We start from the raw sequence: 15285 nt of genomic DNA on the forward strand, positions 1-15285 counted from the left end.
TATGCCTAACAGATGATAAATACCGAATATTATAGTGAATATTCAATCAATTATCACCTATCATTTATACTTATTCTTCAGTTTGTTTAGCTTCAAAGTCCTTCATTAACTTATCTTGAACATCCGTCGGCACAAGCTCATAACTAGAGAATTTCATAATGAACGAAGCACGTCCACCCGTGAGAGAGCTAAGCGCCGTAGAATAAGATGACATTTCTTTCAAAGGTACTTTCGCAACCAGTTTCTCAAAACCTTTTTCACTACTCATACCCATAATCATGGCACGACGTCCCTGAAGATCTCCCATCACATCTCCCATCCTATCAGACGGAACGAACACTTCTACATCATAAATCGGTTCCAGAATTTTCGGACCGGCATTCTTGAAGGCTTCACTAAAGGCATTACGTCCGGCAAGCATAAAGGAGATTTCATTCGAATCTACCGGGTGCATCTTACCATCGTAAACAATAACGCGCACGTCACGAGCATACGAACCCGTCAACGGTCCTTGCTCCATACGAGACATGATACCTTTCATAATAGCAGGCAAGAAGCGGGCATCGATAGAACCACCGACGATACTGTTAACAAACACCAGTTTACCACCCCATTCCAATGGTATCTCTTCCGTGCCTCTCACGGTAATCTTAAATTCCTGTCCATTGAACTTATACGTTTCAGGCACAGGCATACCTTCTTTATAAGGTTCTACGATCAGGTGAACTTCACCAAATTGACCGGCACCACCGGACTGTTTCTTATGACGATAGTCGGCACGGGCAGCCTTTGTAATCGTTTCACGATATGGAATCTTCGGTTCTTCATATTTTACCTGAAGTTTTTCGTTGTTTTCCAAACGCCATTTCAAGGTACGAAGATGGAATTCTCCCTGACCGTGTACCAAAGTCTGTTTCAGTTCTTTTGATTGCTCAATCACCCAGGTAGGATCTTCTTCGCGCATACGGTTCAGGATACTCATCATCTTTTCCACATCCGCTTCATTCACCGGCTTAATGGCACGTGTATATTTAGAGTTCGGATATTTGATAAAATTGAATTTGTAGTCACAATCCTTACCGTTCAGCGTATTACCGGTTTTCACGTCTTTCAGTTTCACGGCAGCACCGATATCACCGGCCTGCAATTCTTCCACCTTGACACGGTTACCACCGGCTACCACATAGATTTGCGCAATACGTTCCTTCGAACCACGGTCGGCATTCAGCAAATCGTCTCCCTCATGAACTTTACCGCTCATTACTTTAAAATAGGAAACTTCACCGATATGCGGTTCCACACTTGTCTTGAAGAAATAAAGAGATTCCGGTCCATTGGAGTCCGGAGCCACTTCTTTACCTTCCGTATTCTGTACCTTCGGCATTTCAGATACAAAAGGAACAACGTTACCCAAGAATTCCATCAAGCGACGAACGCCCATATCTTTACCTCCACAGACGCAAAATACAGGGAACATACCTCTGGCGATCAATCCCTTACGGATGCCTTCACGCATTTCGTCTTCTGACAGGGAATCTTGCTCAAAGAATTTCTCCATCAGATTTTCATCATTCTCGGCAGCAGCTTCGACCAATGCTTTGTGCATTTCCATGGCCTTATCCATTTCTTCTGCCGGAATATCTTCGATTGTCGGAGCCCCTCCTTCGGGTTTCCATGAGTATTTCTTCATCAACAATACGTCGATCAACGCATTAAAGCCCGGACCGGTAGCTATCGGATATTGGATGGGAACAACCTTAGAGCCGTATGCCTCTTTCAGCTGTTCGAGGATATTATCATAATCGCATTTTTCATTATCAAGCTGGTTGACTAGAAAAATAACAGGTTTATTCAGCTTTTCTGTATAACGGAAGTGATTTTGTGTACCGACTTCGACGCCGTATTGGCCATTAAGAAGGATAATTGCTGTGTCGGTCACATTTAGTGCAGTCACTGTGCTGCCTACGAAGTCGTCCGATCCCGGACAGTCAATAATATTAAGTTTTTTGTTATTCCATTCTACATGGAGAACGGTGGAGAAAACGGAGTAACCATACTCTTGTTCAACAGGAAAATAATCGCTAACTGTGTTTTTTGCGGCAACAGATCCGCGACGTTTTATAACACCACTCTCGAAAAGCATCGCTTCCACGAGAGTGGTTTTCCCAGAGCCAGAACTTCCCAACAAGGCAATGTTCTTGATTTCATTAGTCTGATATACTTTCATAATATATAAGATTTTAGTAATTACTCAGTATGTTTCTCACATACCATTAATTTTGTGATGCGCAAATTAGGGATTAATTGGGGGAAAAGCAACACTTATGGCAGTGTTACTAAACAATGTTATGTAACACATCTTTAATATGAACATTTTCGAATCGGGTTAAAAATTATTTTCGCATAGCTATAAACTAATTTCATAGTTGCAACGAGTAATCCGGCACGATGTTATTTTTAGTTGTTTTCCTTTCATACAATAGTTTCCCCGTTGCCTAATCAGTTTTCGTTTGACTTAAGTCAAGCGATAGTTTAACTTAAGTCATTCTATCGTTTGACTTAAGTCAAACGAAAACCCGGCTACAAGTTCGAATCTTATTTATAAAAGAAAAGATCTTAAATTCAGCATTGCAGGAAATTATCTTCTACTAATCGATGGGGAATTATCTATTTAGCGTATTCCTACCCCACTATAAATAATTTCCGTCAACTGCTTTTTTGATATATCTAATAATAGTCTTACTTTTACACCCACAAACCCAAACAGCATAGCTATGGCAGGTATCTATCTTCATATTCCTTTTTGCAAAACGCGCTGCATCTACTGCGACTTCTACTCAACCACTCGCAGCGAACTCAAAACCCGTTATGTACAGGCTCTCTGCCGGGAGTTGACGATGCGTAAAGAATACCTGAAAGGAGAAGATATAGAAACTATTTATTTCGGTGGCGGAACCCCGTCTCAACTGGAAAAAGAGGATTTTGAACAAATATTTGATACCATCCGCGAGCACTACGGATTGAATCATTGTCAGGAAATCACTCTGGAAGCTAATCCGGATGATTTATCGCAGGAATATCTGGAAATGCTTTCCTCACTTCCTTTCAACCGCCTCAGCATGGGAATACAGACTTTTGATGACGCTACGCTCAAACTATTGAGACGCCGCCACAATGCCCGTACAGCCATCGAAGCAATTGACAGATGCCGGAAAGCCGATTTCCAGAACATCAGTATCGACCTAATTTACGGATTGCCCGGAGAAACAAAAGAACGATGGGAAAACGATCTCCGTCAAGCTATCAGTCTGAATGTAGAACATATCTCCGCCTATCACTTGATTTATGAGGAAGATACACCTATATATAATATGTTAAAACAGCACCAAATATCCGAAGTAGACGAAGACTCCAGTTTAGAATTTTTCACATTACTGATAGAGCATTTGCAGAAAGCAGGATTTGAACACTATGAAATTTCCAATTTCTGCCGCCCCGGAAAATATTCCCGCCACAACACTTCCTATTGGAAAGGAATAGCTTATCTGGGATGCGGACCATCGGCACATTCTTTTGACGGAATGACACGGGAATGGAATGTGTCTTCAATCGACACCTATATAAAAGGTATAGAAGAAGACTGCCGTGCTTTCGAGACAGAGTATCTGGACCCAACGACCCGCTACAACGAATTTATTATCACTACCATACGTACCGTATGGGGAACACCTATAGAGAAACTGAAACAGATGTTCGGCAATGAAATGTGGGAGTATTGTCAAAAAATGGCTGCACCTTATCTGAAAAATGGTAAACTGGAGGAATACAACGGGGCTTTGCGCCTGACGCGTGAAGGGATTTTTATTTCCGACAGTATAATGAGTGATTTACTTTGGGTAGACTAACCAAACAAACAAAAAGCCGATGACCGAATCAGAAGTAAGAAAGTTATTGCGGCAAATGAAAGAACTGGATTCGCAAACTGCTTTCCGGGACTTTTACAACATGACTTATGACCGTCTCTTTCGTATTGCCTATTATTATGTGAAACAGGAAGAATGGTCGCAGGAAATCGTTCTCGATGTATTCCTGAAACTATGGAAGCAACGCAGCAATTTGCTTGATGTGAGAAACATTGAAGATTATTGTTTCATTCTCGTCAAAAATGCTTCGCTCAATTATCTGGAAAAAGAATCAAGACATACGCTTATTCATCCCGATTCTCTGCCGGAGCCTCAAGAACAGAGCTATTCACCGGAAGAATCGCTCATCAGTGAAGAGCTGTTCGCTCTTTACGTAAAAGCACTCGACCGGCTTCCGGATCGTTGCAGGGAAGTGTTCATCCGCATCCGTGAAGAAAAACAGAGTTACGCACAAGTAGCAGAAGAATTAGGCATCAGCATGAATACAGTGGACGCACAACTTCAGAAAGCAATCACACGTTTAAAAGAGATGATTAGCCGGGCTGAAATAGATTAACATTCTTTTAGACAAAGAGCGTAGGGAGTTTCTGTCACCCTCCGGTCTTTATCAACAAATAAGTCAATCAATCACTAAAAAAGACAGAAAATGAAAAAGCTAAATGACGCAAACATGGGGATCTTTGTCCTTCTTTCAGTTTGTCTGTGCCTGTTTTCATGCAACAATGACAACGACAACCTACCAAAGGACTATGCAGGATTTGAACATTCGAAGGAAACAGTAGAATGTGAAAGCGACAAATCCGAATGTGAGTTGAAAATTAAAATCGTTGCAACAGAAAAAACAAAAGAAGACCGGACGGTAGTACTTGCCACACCTCCTCCGGTAATAGGACAAGCAGCAGTGGTACAGCTAACAGAAAAGAAAGTAATCATCAAAGCGGGTAAGAAGTCAGCAACAACTGTCATAAAAATCTATCCTAAACAGATGATATTGAAGAAGCAGAATGTCACTTTATCCTGCACTCCCCAGTGGAAAGAAGGAGGAATCAGCAAACTGACCATTCTGTTGAAACGAAAATAACAGATCAAAAGTAATACAGAAAGAACTATGAAATTTACCGATACGGAATTAGAAGAAATACTGAACAAGCTCGTCGCTTCCACGCGTTCACCGCGAGGGCGGTTTTCAGCAACAGCCAGTTACCCGGAACTAGAGAAAAGACTGAAGTCATATACCCGGCGTCTGACACTGATACGTACTTTCTCGGCAGCGGCGGCAGTAGCTCTACTTTGCCTATCGGTATGGACAGCCTATTTATATATGCAACCGGTCACGATACAAACGGTTTCCACCTTGGCAGAGACACGCACGGTCTGTCTTCCTGATGGCAGCACCGTCACTCTCAACCATTATTCTTCACTTTCTTATCCTGAAAAGTTCAAATCGGACAAGCGGGAAGTGGAGCTAAATGGGGAGGCTTATTTTGAAATAAGCAAAGACAAGAAACATCCGTTTATCGTGCAGACTGAAACGATTGACGTTCAGGTGTTGGGAACTCACTTCAACGTAGATGCCTATCAGAACAATCCAGATGTAAAGACAACGTTATTGACAGGTTCGGTAGCAGTCAGCAATAAAAGTAAGTCAGTTCGTATGATTTTGAAGCCGAATGAGATTGCTATATATAATAAGGTGGAAGAAAAACTCACCCGCAAGGTTTTAGAAAACGTAGAAGATGAAATTTCCTGGCGGCAGGGAGAGTTTATATTCGACGACCTACCTTTGCAGGAGATTGCCCGCGAACTATCCAATTCATTCGGAGCAACGATTCACATAGCCGACACGGCTTTGCAAAATTACCGGATCACAGCACGCTTCCGCAATGGAGAAGACCTGACAACTATTTTATCTGTATTACATAATGCCGGTTATTTCGACTACTCACAAAACAATAAACAGATTATTATCACTGCTAAACCAGACTAAGATGAATATTATATTCCAAGATCGCTTCCCTGTCAGAACCATTGTTCTGATAGGGGTAGCATTCCTTATCACCACACAAATATACGCGCAAAATGCGGACGCCCGACTTTCGCTGACACTACGAAACGCCACATTGAAAGAATTCGTCAAACGGATTGAGAATTCAACCGGATATTCCTTTATCTACAGTGAGGAAATTACCATAAAACATAAAATCAATTTGCAAGTAAAGGATAAGCCTTTGCGTGAGATACTTGACCTTGCGTTCAAAAATGAGCAGTTCAGTTATCAGTTCACCGGCCGGCATATCCTTCTGCAAAAGAAAAAAGAATCAAAAACTGTAAGCCGCAAGTTCACTATCAGCGGATATGTCACTGATGGGACGTCTTCCGAGACGTTGATTGGAACCAACATCATTGAGAGTCATCAAAATCAAGGAACAACCACCAATCCTTACGGTTTTTACAGCATCACCCTACCCGAAGGAGAAACCGAACTGCGTTTCTCCTATCTGGGCTATGCCACAGAAGCGCATCATTTTACGCTCTCACAAGACACATTACTAAATATCCGCATGCAGGGTAACACGCAATTGCAGGAAGTAGTCATCGTTTCCGACAAAACCGAGACAGGAACTATAGCCACCCAGATGGGATCTATCGAGATTCCAATGACGCAAATAAAAAATACTCCGAGCATACTGGGAGAGGCAGATGTAATGAAAGCCATCCAACTGATGCCCGGCGTACAGGCAGGAGTAGATGGATCTGCCGGACTGTATATACGTGGTGGAAGCCCGGATCAAAATCTAATCTTACTTGACGGGATTCCTGTATATAACGTAGACCATATGTTCGGATTCTTTTCGGTTTTTACTCCGGAAGCCGTCAAAAAAGTAACACTATTCAAAGGTTCTTTTCCGGCACGTTTCGGCGGACGGCTTTCTTCTGTCATCGACGTCCGTACCAATGACGGAGATATGCAGAAATACCACGGCACACTTAGTATCGGACTACTAACTAGCAAAATCAACCTGGAGGGTCCGATTGTGAAAGGGAAAACGTCTTTCAATATTTCCGCCAGACGTTCGTATCTCGACCTCATCGCTAAACCATTCATGCCGGATGACGAGGAATACAGTTATTATTTTTATGACATCAATGCCAAAATCAATCATAAATTCTCCGACCGGAGCCGCGTCTATCTATCTGCCTACAATGGAAAGGATCATTTTGCTGCCAATTATGATGGAAATACAGATTTCAAAGACGGAAGCAAAATGAATTGGGGAAACACGATTCTTTCTGCCAGATGGAACTATGTATTCAACAACCGTTTATTCTGCAATACGACAGTCTCCTACAGCAACTATTTATTCGACATCAACTCATATACCAACAATCAATATTTCGGCAGTAGCGGTACATCATTTACCAACCGGTATTCAGCCGATTACCGTTCGGGAATCAATGATTGGAATTACCAGATCGACTTCGATTATAATCCATCTCCCAAACACCACCTCAAATTTGGAACAGGATATATCTATCATCGTTTCCGCCCGGAAGTTATGACCTCTAAAATCTCCAATAAGACAGGAGATAAAATAGACCTGGACACAACCTACCACAGCATAGCCAACAACCGGATTTACGGACATGAGTTATCCGCTTACCTGGAAGACAACATCAAGATGAATGATCGTCTGCGCCTGAATCTCGGACTGCATTTCTCATTGTTTCATGTGCAAAAACAAAGTTACTTTTCCTTGCAACCACGTGTTTCCGCACGCTATCAATTGGGAAAAGATGTAACCCTGAAAGCATCTTATACCCAAATGAGCCAATATGTACATTTACTATCGTCAATGCCCATTGCCATGCCTACGGATTTATGGGTTCCGGTCACTAAAAAGATCAAGCCAATGCGCTCCCACCAATATTCATTGGGCGGATACTATACGGGAATCAAAGGATGGGAATTCTCGGTAGAAGGGTATTATAAGGATATGTATAATGTGCTGGAATATAAGGAAGGCGTCAGTTTCTTCGGTTCTTCCTCCGGTTGGGAAAACAAAGTGGAAATGGGCAAAGGACGTTCGGCCGGCATTGAGTTTATGGCACAGAAAACCCTTGGAAGAACAACAGGATGGTTGTCCTACACTTTATCCAAAAGTGATCGTCAGTTTGCCAAAGGCGGTATCAACAACGGTGAACGGTTCCCATATAAATATGACCGAAGACACAATATCAACCTGACAATCAACCATAAGTTCAGCGACCGTATCGACATCGGTGCTTCCTGGGTGTTCTATACAGGTGGAACAAGTACAATCCCTGAAGAGAAAACCGCTGTCATCCGTCCTAGTGACGGCACAAACAACGGATTTGGGGGAGGATATGGATATGGAGATTATTTTGATTCAAGCATAACTTCACCCACCATCGGAGAAGCTTCATATGTGGAGCATCGTAATAATTACCGGTTACCAGCCAGTCACCGGTTGAATGTGGGAGTCAATTTCAACAAAAAGACCAAACATGGTATGCGTACCTGGAATATCAGTCTGTATAATGCATATAATGCGATGAATCCTACCTTTGTATATCGCAGCACCAGCAAAAACGATCCCAACAAACCGATTATCAAGAAGTATACTATACTTCCATTAATTCCATCATTCACTTACACTTATAAATTCTAAACCCATTATGAGAACTCGTATATGTTATCCATTTATCCTGTTAATAGCATTGCTGACAACAGTTTCTTGCGAAAACGAACTCCCTTTTAGTGTAAAGGACAATCCCCCCAAACTAGTGATGAACGCACTAATCAACGCAGACAGTCTGACCAACGTTCTCTATCTCAATTTCACGGGAAGAGGATACGCCACTCATGTAGAAAATGCCACGGTGGAAGTACGCGTTAACGGACAGTTATCAGAAAGTTTACGTCCGCTCCCACCCCAAACGGAAGGAGATATGCAATGCCGCTTCCATATTTCCAGCAAATTTACTCCCGGAGATGTAGTTCGTATCGACGCCCTCACAGACGACGGACAATATCACGCATGGACTGAAGTGACCGTACCACAGCGTCCACATGAAATAGCTGATATCGATACGGTCACCATTCCAATGACAAAGTATTATTATACGCAGAATTTTCTCCGATACAAAATCAATATCAAAGATCGATCCAACGAAGATAATTACTACCGGCTTATCATGGATAAGCAAATGACAGTGAAAGACTATAATGAAGAAACAGGGGAATTTGTCAGCCGGACAATACATCGCTATCATTTTATATCCCGCGAGGATATTGTGCTGACAGACGGACAGCCCACCAACAGCGATGACGAAGACAACGGCATGTTCGACACCGTAAAGAATATATATGGTGTATTCGACGACTCACGATTCAAAAATACATCTTACACAATGACGGTTTACAACCAGACAGATATTGACGGATTTCCTGAATACGGCACCAATGTAAAGATGGATATTATTGTACGTCTTTTAAGCATCACGGAAACAGAATATTACTATCTGAAAGCACTTAACCTGGTAGATTCCGACGCTTACGATGAAACAATAAATGAACCAATCAAGTACCCCAGCAATGTACATGGAGGAATTGGGATGATTGGAATCAGTACGGAGACAAGTAAGATCATTCATATAGAAAAACCACAACGATGAAAACAAATCATAAATTATGGATAGCAGACTGCGATAAACCGTAGTTTTGAAGATTCACCGTCTGTCAATGCCGCTTGCGTGGATGATATGGTCGAATGTCTGTCAATAGCCATGAAAGAAATCGTGGAAGAGATTAGCCAAGATTTACATTTAATACTATCTTTGCAGCCAAAAAGCAGGCACTAACTATGTTTATCATTATTGGAATTATGCTGACAGGCATGCTTCTTGGCTACTTGTTACGCAGTAAAAGACTATCATGGATACACAAGATAATCACTCTCCTTATATGGATTCTTCTCTTTCTTCTCGGAATAGATGTAGGGGGTAATGAATCTATCATCAAAGGATTACACACTCTTGGACTGGAAGCTGTTGTCATCACGGTAGCTGCGGTCATAGGAAGTACTTTATGTGCATGGGGCTTGTGGTACCTATTATATAGTAAAGGAAAGGAGACAAAAGCATGAAAGGTAGTTTGATTATTGTCTCTTTTTTCATTATCGGCACTCTTTGTGGAGTTTACCATCTTATCCCATACGACTTCACCGACAGTAAACTTAGTTACTATGCCCTCTGCGGACTCATGTTCTGCGTAGGTATCAGCATCGGTAACGATCCGAACACCCTGAAGAGTTTTCGGTCCCTGAATCCCCGGCTTGTATTCCTTCCTATCATGACGATACTCGGCACATTAGCAGGCTGCGCCATAGCGGGAGCTTTTATGAGCCAGCGAAGTCCTTTAGACTGTATGGCAGTTGGAGCCGGATTTGGTTATTACTCGCTCTCCAGCATATTTATCACCGAATATAAAGGTCCCGAATTGGGAACTATCGCATTACTTTCCAATATTATGCGTGAAATTATCGCTTTGCTGTGTGCCCCCTTATTAGTGAAATATTTTGGAAAGCTAGCTCCTATTTCTGTTGGTGGAGCCACAACGATGGATACCACTCTTCCTATCATTACCCGATATTCGGGAAAGGAATTTGTAATCATTTCCATCTTCCATGGCTTTGTTGTCGATTTCAGCGTTCCGTTCCTAGTCACATTCCTTTGCTCAATATCATTTTAACAGCAATAAATCCTAAAATAGAGAAATACTCTACTATCGTTTTCGCACACGTATTACAAAAATGTTTCATAAAAAGGTATTTTTATATCAAAAAGCAGATCATCTCTTGACTTACATCAAGAAATCAGCCTAAAAAGAATCTTTTCCTTTTCTTTATTTTTATGCTATAAAACATATTCTTATATTTGCATAGGTAAAAAGAAAAAACTAAGCGCTTAGACAGTATTTTCAATAGGTATTAGATTTGTTTTTAGGAATAGTTTTTAGGTATAACAATTAAAAAAGTAGGTATTATGAAACGTTTAGGATTAACATTAGTGGCAGCGCTCTGCCTTGCTGCTTCAACATTTGCAGCCGGAAATCAGCCTACAACTGCAAAATGGGAAGGTAACATCAATGTAAGTAAACTAGGCAAATATTTAAAGTTAAACTCCGATCAGAGTGAAGAAGTAGCCAATATTTGCGATTATTTCTCCACACAGATGTCAAGAGCCACAACAGCGAAGAAAGATAAAGAAGCAAAATTGCGCAACGCTGTTTATGGTAACTTGAAACTGATGAGAAAGACTCTTAGTGCTGAACAGTACGCCAAGTATGCAGCTTTGATGAATATCACTTTACAGAATAAAGGTATTGAACTGAATAAGTAAAATGATTAATATGTAAAAGAGAGAGAGGGTGGAAGCCGGTTGGCTTCCACTTTTTTTATACTATTATTTAATAGTTACCATCGTAGCCCCAAACCCATATTCCTGGAAAGAAGCATCCTGATAACGGCAATTACTATATTTCCGTTTCAATTCATCAATGACAGCCTTTCGAAGTACCCCATCTCCCTTGCCGTGAATAAAGACAATCTTCTGTTCACGCTTATTCTTATAAGTTTCCATCACTTCGCGAAACTTATCCAATTGATAATTCAGTATTTCAGCATTGCCCATCCCTTGAGTATCATCCAGCAAAGAATCAATATGAAGATCTATTTCAATAATTCCGCTCTTTCCGCCATGAGTAGTATGGTTTGGTTTCACAATAGGTTGTGACTTCGGTTTATCTACAGATTTCTTCTGCAGCAGAGCCTCTTGAATCTCCTCCGCCGAAACATATACTTGTTTGGCAGGCATATCATCTTTCACAATGTCATAAATCAAAGCCGGTTCTTCAAAGAAATCAGAATCGCTAAAGGTATGAAGTTTATAGAACTTCACGGTATCGATCCGTATCTCCACACTAACAGCCGGTTTGATAGCCGCAGGCTTACCGTCCTTGAAGGCGATCAACTGAACAGCCACCCGCTCCATATCATTCAGTACATCTTTGGTGAACTCTTCCAACAGCAATTTTGTATTAGGCTCCACCAAACCGTGCGAACGGTTCTTCCATGCTTTTCCTTCTGCACTCAAATAAGTGTAATACAAATAATAATTGCTATCATTTACCAGATAAGTTTCAAAAGGAGTAGTCATCATCGCTTTTGCGTCTTCGGGCACATAAGCCAGAAATACATTCAAAGTATCTCCTCCACGCACCTCCGGCTGACGTTGAATAACAGGCATCTCCGGTTTTACCGGTTTAACAGGTTCTTCCGGTTTCGGCACAGACGAACCGGGTTTACGCCTCATATTATAGTCATCTGTTTCAATCACGACACACTCGCGTATCGGCATCGGAATATCAAACCCATCTGCATCTTCTACCAACACAAAATCCTTTCCCTGGAATCCAGTTACGATTCCACCGCCTACCTCACTAAGAAAGCGTACTTTATCTCCTATTTTCATTATTGTATATCCAATTAAAATTCAAACTCAAAAAAACGAGTAACAAAGATAGAGATTTCTATGAAATTAAATGGAGATTCGGTTCTAAAAACAAACCGTCTGCCTTTATTCCTCTTTTTATTGTAACTTTGCATACGAAATACCAAACAAATGATCTAAAATTCACCATTAACGACGAAAACCGATGAAAGAACTTATTAAAGTCATTGCTTTTGATGCAGACGATACCTTGTGGAGCAATGAACCTTTTTTCCAGGAAATAGAGAAACAATATACAGACCTATTAAAGCCTTATGGCACTTCTGAAGATATTTCAGCCGCTTTATTTCAAACAGAAATGAATAATCTGAAATATCTCGGATATGGAGCCAAAGCTTTCACCATTTCTATGGTAGAGACAGCTTTGCATGTGAGTGGACAAAAGATTTCAGGAACAGACATCCAACATATTATTGAATTAGGCAAATCATTACTGAAAATGCCAATTGAACTATTGCCGGGAGTAAAAGAAACGCTTAAAGTATTGAAAGAGAAAGGAAAATACAAATTAGTAGTTGCCACTAAAGGAGATTTGCTCGATCAGGAGAATAAGCTGGGACGTTCCGGATTAGCCTCTTATTTCGATCACATTGAAGTGATGTCCGATAAAACAGAGAAAGAATATCAACGAATGTTGAATATCTTACAGATTGCTCCTTCCGAATTTGTCATGATTGGCAATTCTCTGAAATCGGACATTCAACCTGTTCTATCGCTGGGAGGATATGGCATACATATTCCTTTTGAAGTGATGTGGAAACATGAAGTAGTAGACACATTCACACATGACCATCTGAAACAGGTGAAAAGATTTGATGAGTTGCTGCTTTGGTTTTAAATAAGTTCTGTTCTTTCTTCAGATAAGCTTCGAATCTGAAGAAAGAAATCAGTAAATAATGCCATCTTATTGGATTACAAATCCAACAGTTTCATCAATTCAGCAGCCCGACACGCTTCTATCGAATTACCGACAGAGAGTTTCTCCAAAATATTCTGCCGGTGTCGATTGACTGTATTCACACTAATATAAAGGGCAGCTGCTATTTCTTTACTAGATAGTCCTTTACGTATACAGCGAAGTATTTCCTTTTCGCGTTCGGATAGGATATTGCGATGTTCTTCCGAAAGAAAGAGGGTTTCGACTTCTCCACGTTCCATATGAGTAATAGTGGGACATATCCCCTGCTCCGTTCGTTGATCTGCAGACAAGGTATAAAGACAAAAAATCAACCATACACTTCCGGAAGGAGTATTTTCCATAATCTGCACTAAATTATCAATATACTGATAGACTCCTTTCTCATTCATCATACGTATTCTGCATCTTCCCCGGTACTTCAACCGTTCTTCGGAAGACATCGAAAAGGTCTTCTGAAAAAACTGATACTCCAATAACCGCTTTTCTACCAAATCTTCAGGATGAATACGCCGATAAATACAATCTTCATCCATAGAATCAATCACACTCAAAGCAGCTTCTTCGGGAGTTAAGCCTAGAAAATGCGCCCAAGGATGAACGGCAATGTAACTTTTCCTATTCGAAAGATCTGAAATAACAGCACATCCACCATTAATCTCCGTCAATGAATGAATAAAGCGTTGATGTTGCTCTACAACTCCATTGTCCAATATTTCATCGGCTATCAGTTGTGTCGCATAAACTTCATCTATTTCCTTTTGTAATACGTCCATCTTATAAAATGGTTATTATTCAGTATTGTTGCACACGGAGGTATGACCTATCTTTGCACCACAAAGATAATCAAATAAGAAATGATCATGAAACATTTAAAAATCAAAATGATGTCAATAGCCTTTATGGCAGTAACAACTTCTTCTATGGCACAAAGTTTGAATAAAATGAATTGGCTGAACGAGCCTCAACAATGGGAAATAAAAGATGGCAAAACCTTAGTGATGGATGTTCCTGCAAAAACAGACTTTTGGAGGATTTCCCATTATGGGTTCACAGTGGACGACGGACCTTTCTATTATGCGACTTATGGTGGAGAATTTAAAGCCAAAGTAAAAATAACCGGCAACTATGTCACCACCTTTGACCAAATGGGATTAATGCTGCGCATCGACCATGAAAACTGGATAAAAGCAGGTGTGGAATACGTTGATGGCAAACAGAATGTAAGTGCCGTAGTTACGCATCGGACTAGTGACTGGAGTGTAGTACAATTGCCGGATGCTCCCCGCTCTATATGGATAAAAGCAGTCCGTCGCCTGGATGCAGTAGAAATATTTTTCTCACGTGATGATAAAGAATATATTATGATGCGCACTTGTTGGTTGCAAGATAATTGTCCTGTCATGGTAGGATTAATGGGAGCTTGTCCGGACGGGAAAGGGTTCACCGCTACATTCGAAGAATTTAAAGTGACTCCATTAGCCGATCAACGAAGACTGGAATGGGCAAAAAGGCAAATGAACAAATAAAATCAGTCCTGATGCTATTTATTTAAATAGAGAGAAAGCTCTATTATAATATAAATGCGGTAGTATATCTTACTTTAAATGTTCTATTTTTAATATGATGAGTATAAATAGCATCACACGGATTTCCTCTTCCAGCAGTTCTGTTGTATAAAATAATGCAAGAATATACAGTTCCCGAGGAATTTTTTACATAAAAACAGTCAAAAGATACACTATAATAAACTTATTGACAATCGTTTCTTTAAAAGGTAACCATTCTATTTTCCGCCTTGACATAAGTTGTTAGCCGCCATATCTTTGCGCCGTAACCTTTAACAAGAATGAT

14 protein-coding genes are annotated in these 15285 nt (G+C 40.7%); 11 read left to right on the forward strand and 3 right to left on the reverse strand.

Going from position 1 to position 15285, the window contains the following annotated elements; translation table 11 throughout:
* Positions 1–70: 70 nt before the first annotated feature.
* Positions 71–2227: an elongation factor G gene (locus tag KFO40_RS08790; RefSeq protein ID WP_004299324.1), complete on the reverse strand. Its 2157-nt coding sequence runs from the start codon at positions 2225–2227 to the stop codon at positions 71–73.
* 547 nt (positions 2228–2774) lie between these two features.
* Between KFO40_RS08790 and hemW the strand changes: the two genes are divergently transcribed.
* From hemW to KFO40_RS08835, 9 genes are all read left to right on the forward strand, one after another.
* The gene (gene hemW / locus KFO40_RS08795) at positions 2775–3905 is read left to right on the forward strand and encodes a radical SAM family heme chaperone HemW (protein ID WP_015531373.1); all 1131 of its coding nucleotides are present in this window, start codon (positions 2775–2777) and stop codon (positions 3903–3905) included.
* A gap of 19 nt (positions 3906–3924) precedes the next feature.
* Positions 3925–4479 carry an RNA polymerase sigma-70 factor gene (locus KFO40_RS08800; RefSeq protein WP_004307962.1) on the forward strand — a complete coding sequence of 185 codons (555 nt, stop codon included), beginning with the start codon at positions 3925–3927 and terminating at the stop codon, positions 4477–4479.
* Positions 4480–4569: 90 nt separating this feature from the next.
* Positions 4570–5004 (forward strand): hypothetical protein, encoded by a 435-nt coding sequence (locus KFO40_RS08805; RefSeq protein ID WP_015531372.1) that lies wholly within the window; start codon positions 4570–4572, stop codon positions 5002–5004.
* Between the two features lie 27 nt (positions 5005–5031).
* On the forward strand, positions 5032–5910 hold the full coding sequence (locus tag KFO40_RS08810) for a FecR family protein (protein ID WP_004307960.1): 879 nt from the start codon (positions 5032–5034) through the stop codon (positions 5908–5910).
* Between the two features lies 1 nt (position 5911).
* Positions 5912–8614, forward strand: coding sequence for a TonB-dependent receptor (locus tag KFO40_RS08815; protein ID WP_211146270.1), 2703 nt, complete (start codon positions 5912–5914; stop codon positions 8612–8614).
* 7 nt (positions 8615–8621) lie between these two features.
* Positions 8622–9620 carry a DUF4249 domain-containing protein gene (locus KFO40_RS08820; RefSeq protein ID WP_008776242.1) on the forward strand — a complete coding sequence of 333 codons (999 nt, stop codon included), beginning with the start codon at positions 8622–8624 and terminating at the stop codon, positions 9618–9620.
* Positions 9621–9808: 188 nt separating this feature from the next.
* Entirely contained in the window at positions 9809–10090 is a 282-nt protein-coding gene (locus KFO40_RS08825) for a LysO family transporter (protein WP_004321999.1), read from the forward strand.
* Positions 10087–10695 carry a lysine exporter LysO family protein gene (locus tag KFO40_RS08830; RefSeq protein WP_004307956.1) on the forward strand — a complete coding sequence of 203 codons (609 nt, stop codon included), beginning with the start codon at positions 10087–10089 and terminating at the stop codon, positions 10693–10695. Before KFO40_RS08825 ends, KFO40_RS08830 begins: the two co-directional genes overlap by 4 nt.
* Positions 10696–10988: 293 nt before the next feature.
* The gene (locus KFO40_RS08835) at positions 10989–11345 is read left to right on the forward strand and encodes a hypothetical protein (RefSeq protein ID WP_004316265.1); all 357 of its coding nucleotides are present in this window, start codon (positions 10989–10991) and stop codon (positions 11343–11345) included.
* Positions 11346–11408: 63 nt separating this feature from the next.
* Here the strand turns inward: KFO40_RS08835 and KFO40_RS08840 are convergent, their stop codons facing one another.
* Positions 11409–12476, reverse strand: coding sequence for a DUF2027 domain-containing protein (locus tag KFO40_RS08840; RefSeq protein WP_004307954.1), 1068 nt, complete (start codon positions 12474–12476; stop codon positions 11409–11411).
* A gap of 184 nt (positions 12477–12660) precedes the next feature.
* Here KFO40_RS08840 and KFO40_RS08845 point away from each other — a divergent pair, with 184 nt between their 5' ends.
* The gene (locus tag KFO40_RS08845) at positions 12661–13353 is read left to right on the forward strand and encodes an HAD family hydrolase (protein WP_004299303.1); all 693 of its coding nucleotides are present in this window, start codon (positions 12661–12663) and stop codon (positions 13351–13353) included.
* Between the two features lie 74 nt (positions 13354–13427).
* On the opposite strand, the gene KFO40_RS08850 is transcribed toward KFO40_RS08845, so the two are convergent.
* Positions 13428–14207 carry a response regulator transcription factor gene (locus tag KFO40_RS08850; protein ID WP_004299300.1) on the reverse strand — a complete coding sequence of 260 codons (780 nt, stop codon included), beginning with the start codon at positions 14205–14207 and terminating at the stop codon, positions 13428–13430.
* An 81-nt stretch (positions 14208–14288) separates the two neighbouring features.
* On the opposite strand from KFO40_RS08850, the gene KFO40_RS08855 reads away from it, so the two are divergent.
* Complete coding sequence (locus tag KFO40_RS08855) at positions 14289–14960, forward strand: DUF1349 domain-containing protein (RefSeq protein WP_225449864.1); 672 nt, start codon at positions 14289–14291, stop codon at positions 14958–14960.
* Positions 14961–15285: the final 325 nt, after the last annotated feature.

The sequence above is a fragment of the Bacteroides sp. 1001302B_160321_D4 genome, assembly GCF_015667765.1.
GTDB lineage: Bacteria > Bacteroidota > Bacteroidia > Bacteroidales > Bacteroidaceae > Bacteroides > Bacteroides xylanisolvens.

Excerpts from the sequence above, each read along its gene's own strand:
- KFO40_RS08845 (WP_004299303.1), top strand. The coding sequence starts at position 12,661 with ATGAAAGAACTTATTAAAGTCATTGCTTTTGATGCAGACGATACCTTG.
- KFO40_RS08815 (WP_211146270.1), top strand. The coding sequence starts at position 5,912 with ATGAATATTATATTCCAAGATCGCTTCCCTGTCAGAACCATTGTTCTG.
- KFO40_RS08820 (WP_008776242.1), top strand. The coding sequence starts at position 8,622 with ATGAGAACTCGTATATGTTATCCATTTATCCTGTTAATAGCATTGCTG.
- KFO40_RS08835 (WP_004316265.1), top strand. The coding sequence starts at position 10,989 with ATGAAACGTTTAGGATTAACATTAGTGGCAGCGCTCTGCCTTGCTGCT.
- KFO40_RS08850 (WP_004299300.1), bottom strand. The coding sequence starts at position 14,207 with ATGGACGTATTACAAAAGGAAATAGATGAAGTTTATGCGACACAACTG.
- KFO40_RS08840 (WP_004307954.1), bottom strand. The coding sequence starts at position 12,476 with ATGAAAATAGGAGATAAAGTACGCTTTCTTAGTGAGGTAGGCGGTGGA.
- hemW (WP_015531373.1), top strand. The coding sequence starts at position 2,775 with ATGGCAGGTATCTATCTTCATATTCCTTTTTGCAAAACGCGCTGCATC.
- KFO40_RS08800 (WP_004307962.1), top strand. The coding sequence starts at position 3,925 with ATGACCGAATCAGAAGTAAGAAAGTTATTGCGGCAAATGAAAGAACTG.
- KFO40_RS08810 (WP_004307960.1), top strand. The coding sequence starts at position 5,032 with ATGAAATTTACCGATACGGAATTAGAAGAAATACTGAACAAGCTCGTC.
- KFO40_RS08855 (WP_225449864.1), top strand. The coding sequence starts at position 14,289 with ATGATCATGAAACATTTAAAAATCAAAATGATGTCAATAGCCTTTATG.
- KFO40_RS08790 (WP_004299324.1), bottom strand. The coding sequence starts at position 2,227 with ATGAAAGTATATCAGACTAATGAAATCAAGAACATTGCCTTGTTGGGA.
- KFO40_RS08830 (WP_004307956.1), top strand. The coding sequence starts at position 10,087 with ATGAAAGGTAGTTTGATTATTGTCTCTTTTTTCATTATCGGCACTCTT.
- KFO40_RS08825 (WP_004321999.1), top strand. The coding sequence starts at position 9,809 with ATGTTTATCATTATTGGAATTATGCTGACAGGCATGCTTCTTGGCTAC.
- KFO40_RS08805 (WP_015531372.1), top strand. The coding sequence starts at position 4,570 with ATGAAAAAGCTAAATGACGCAAACATGGGGATCTTTGTCCTTCTTTCA.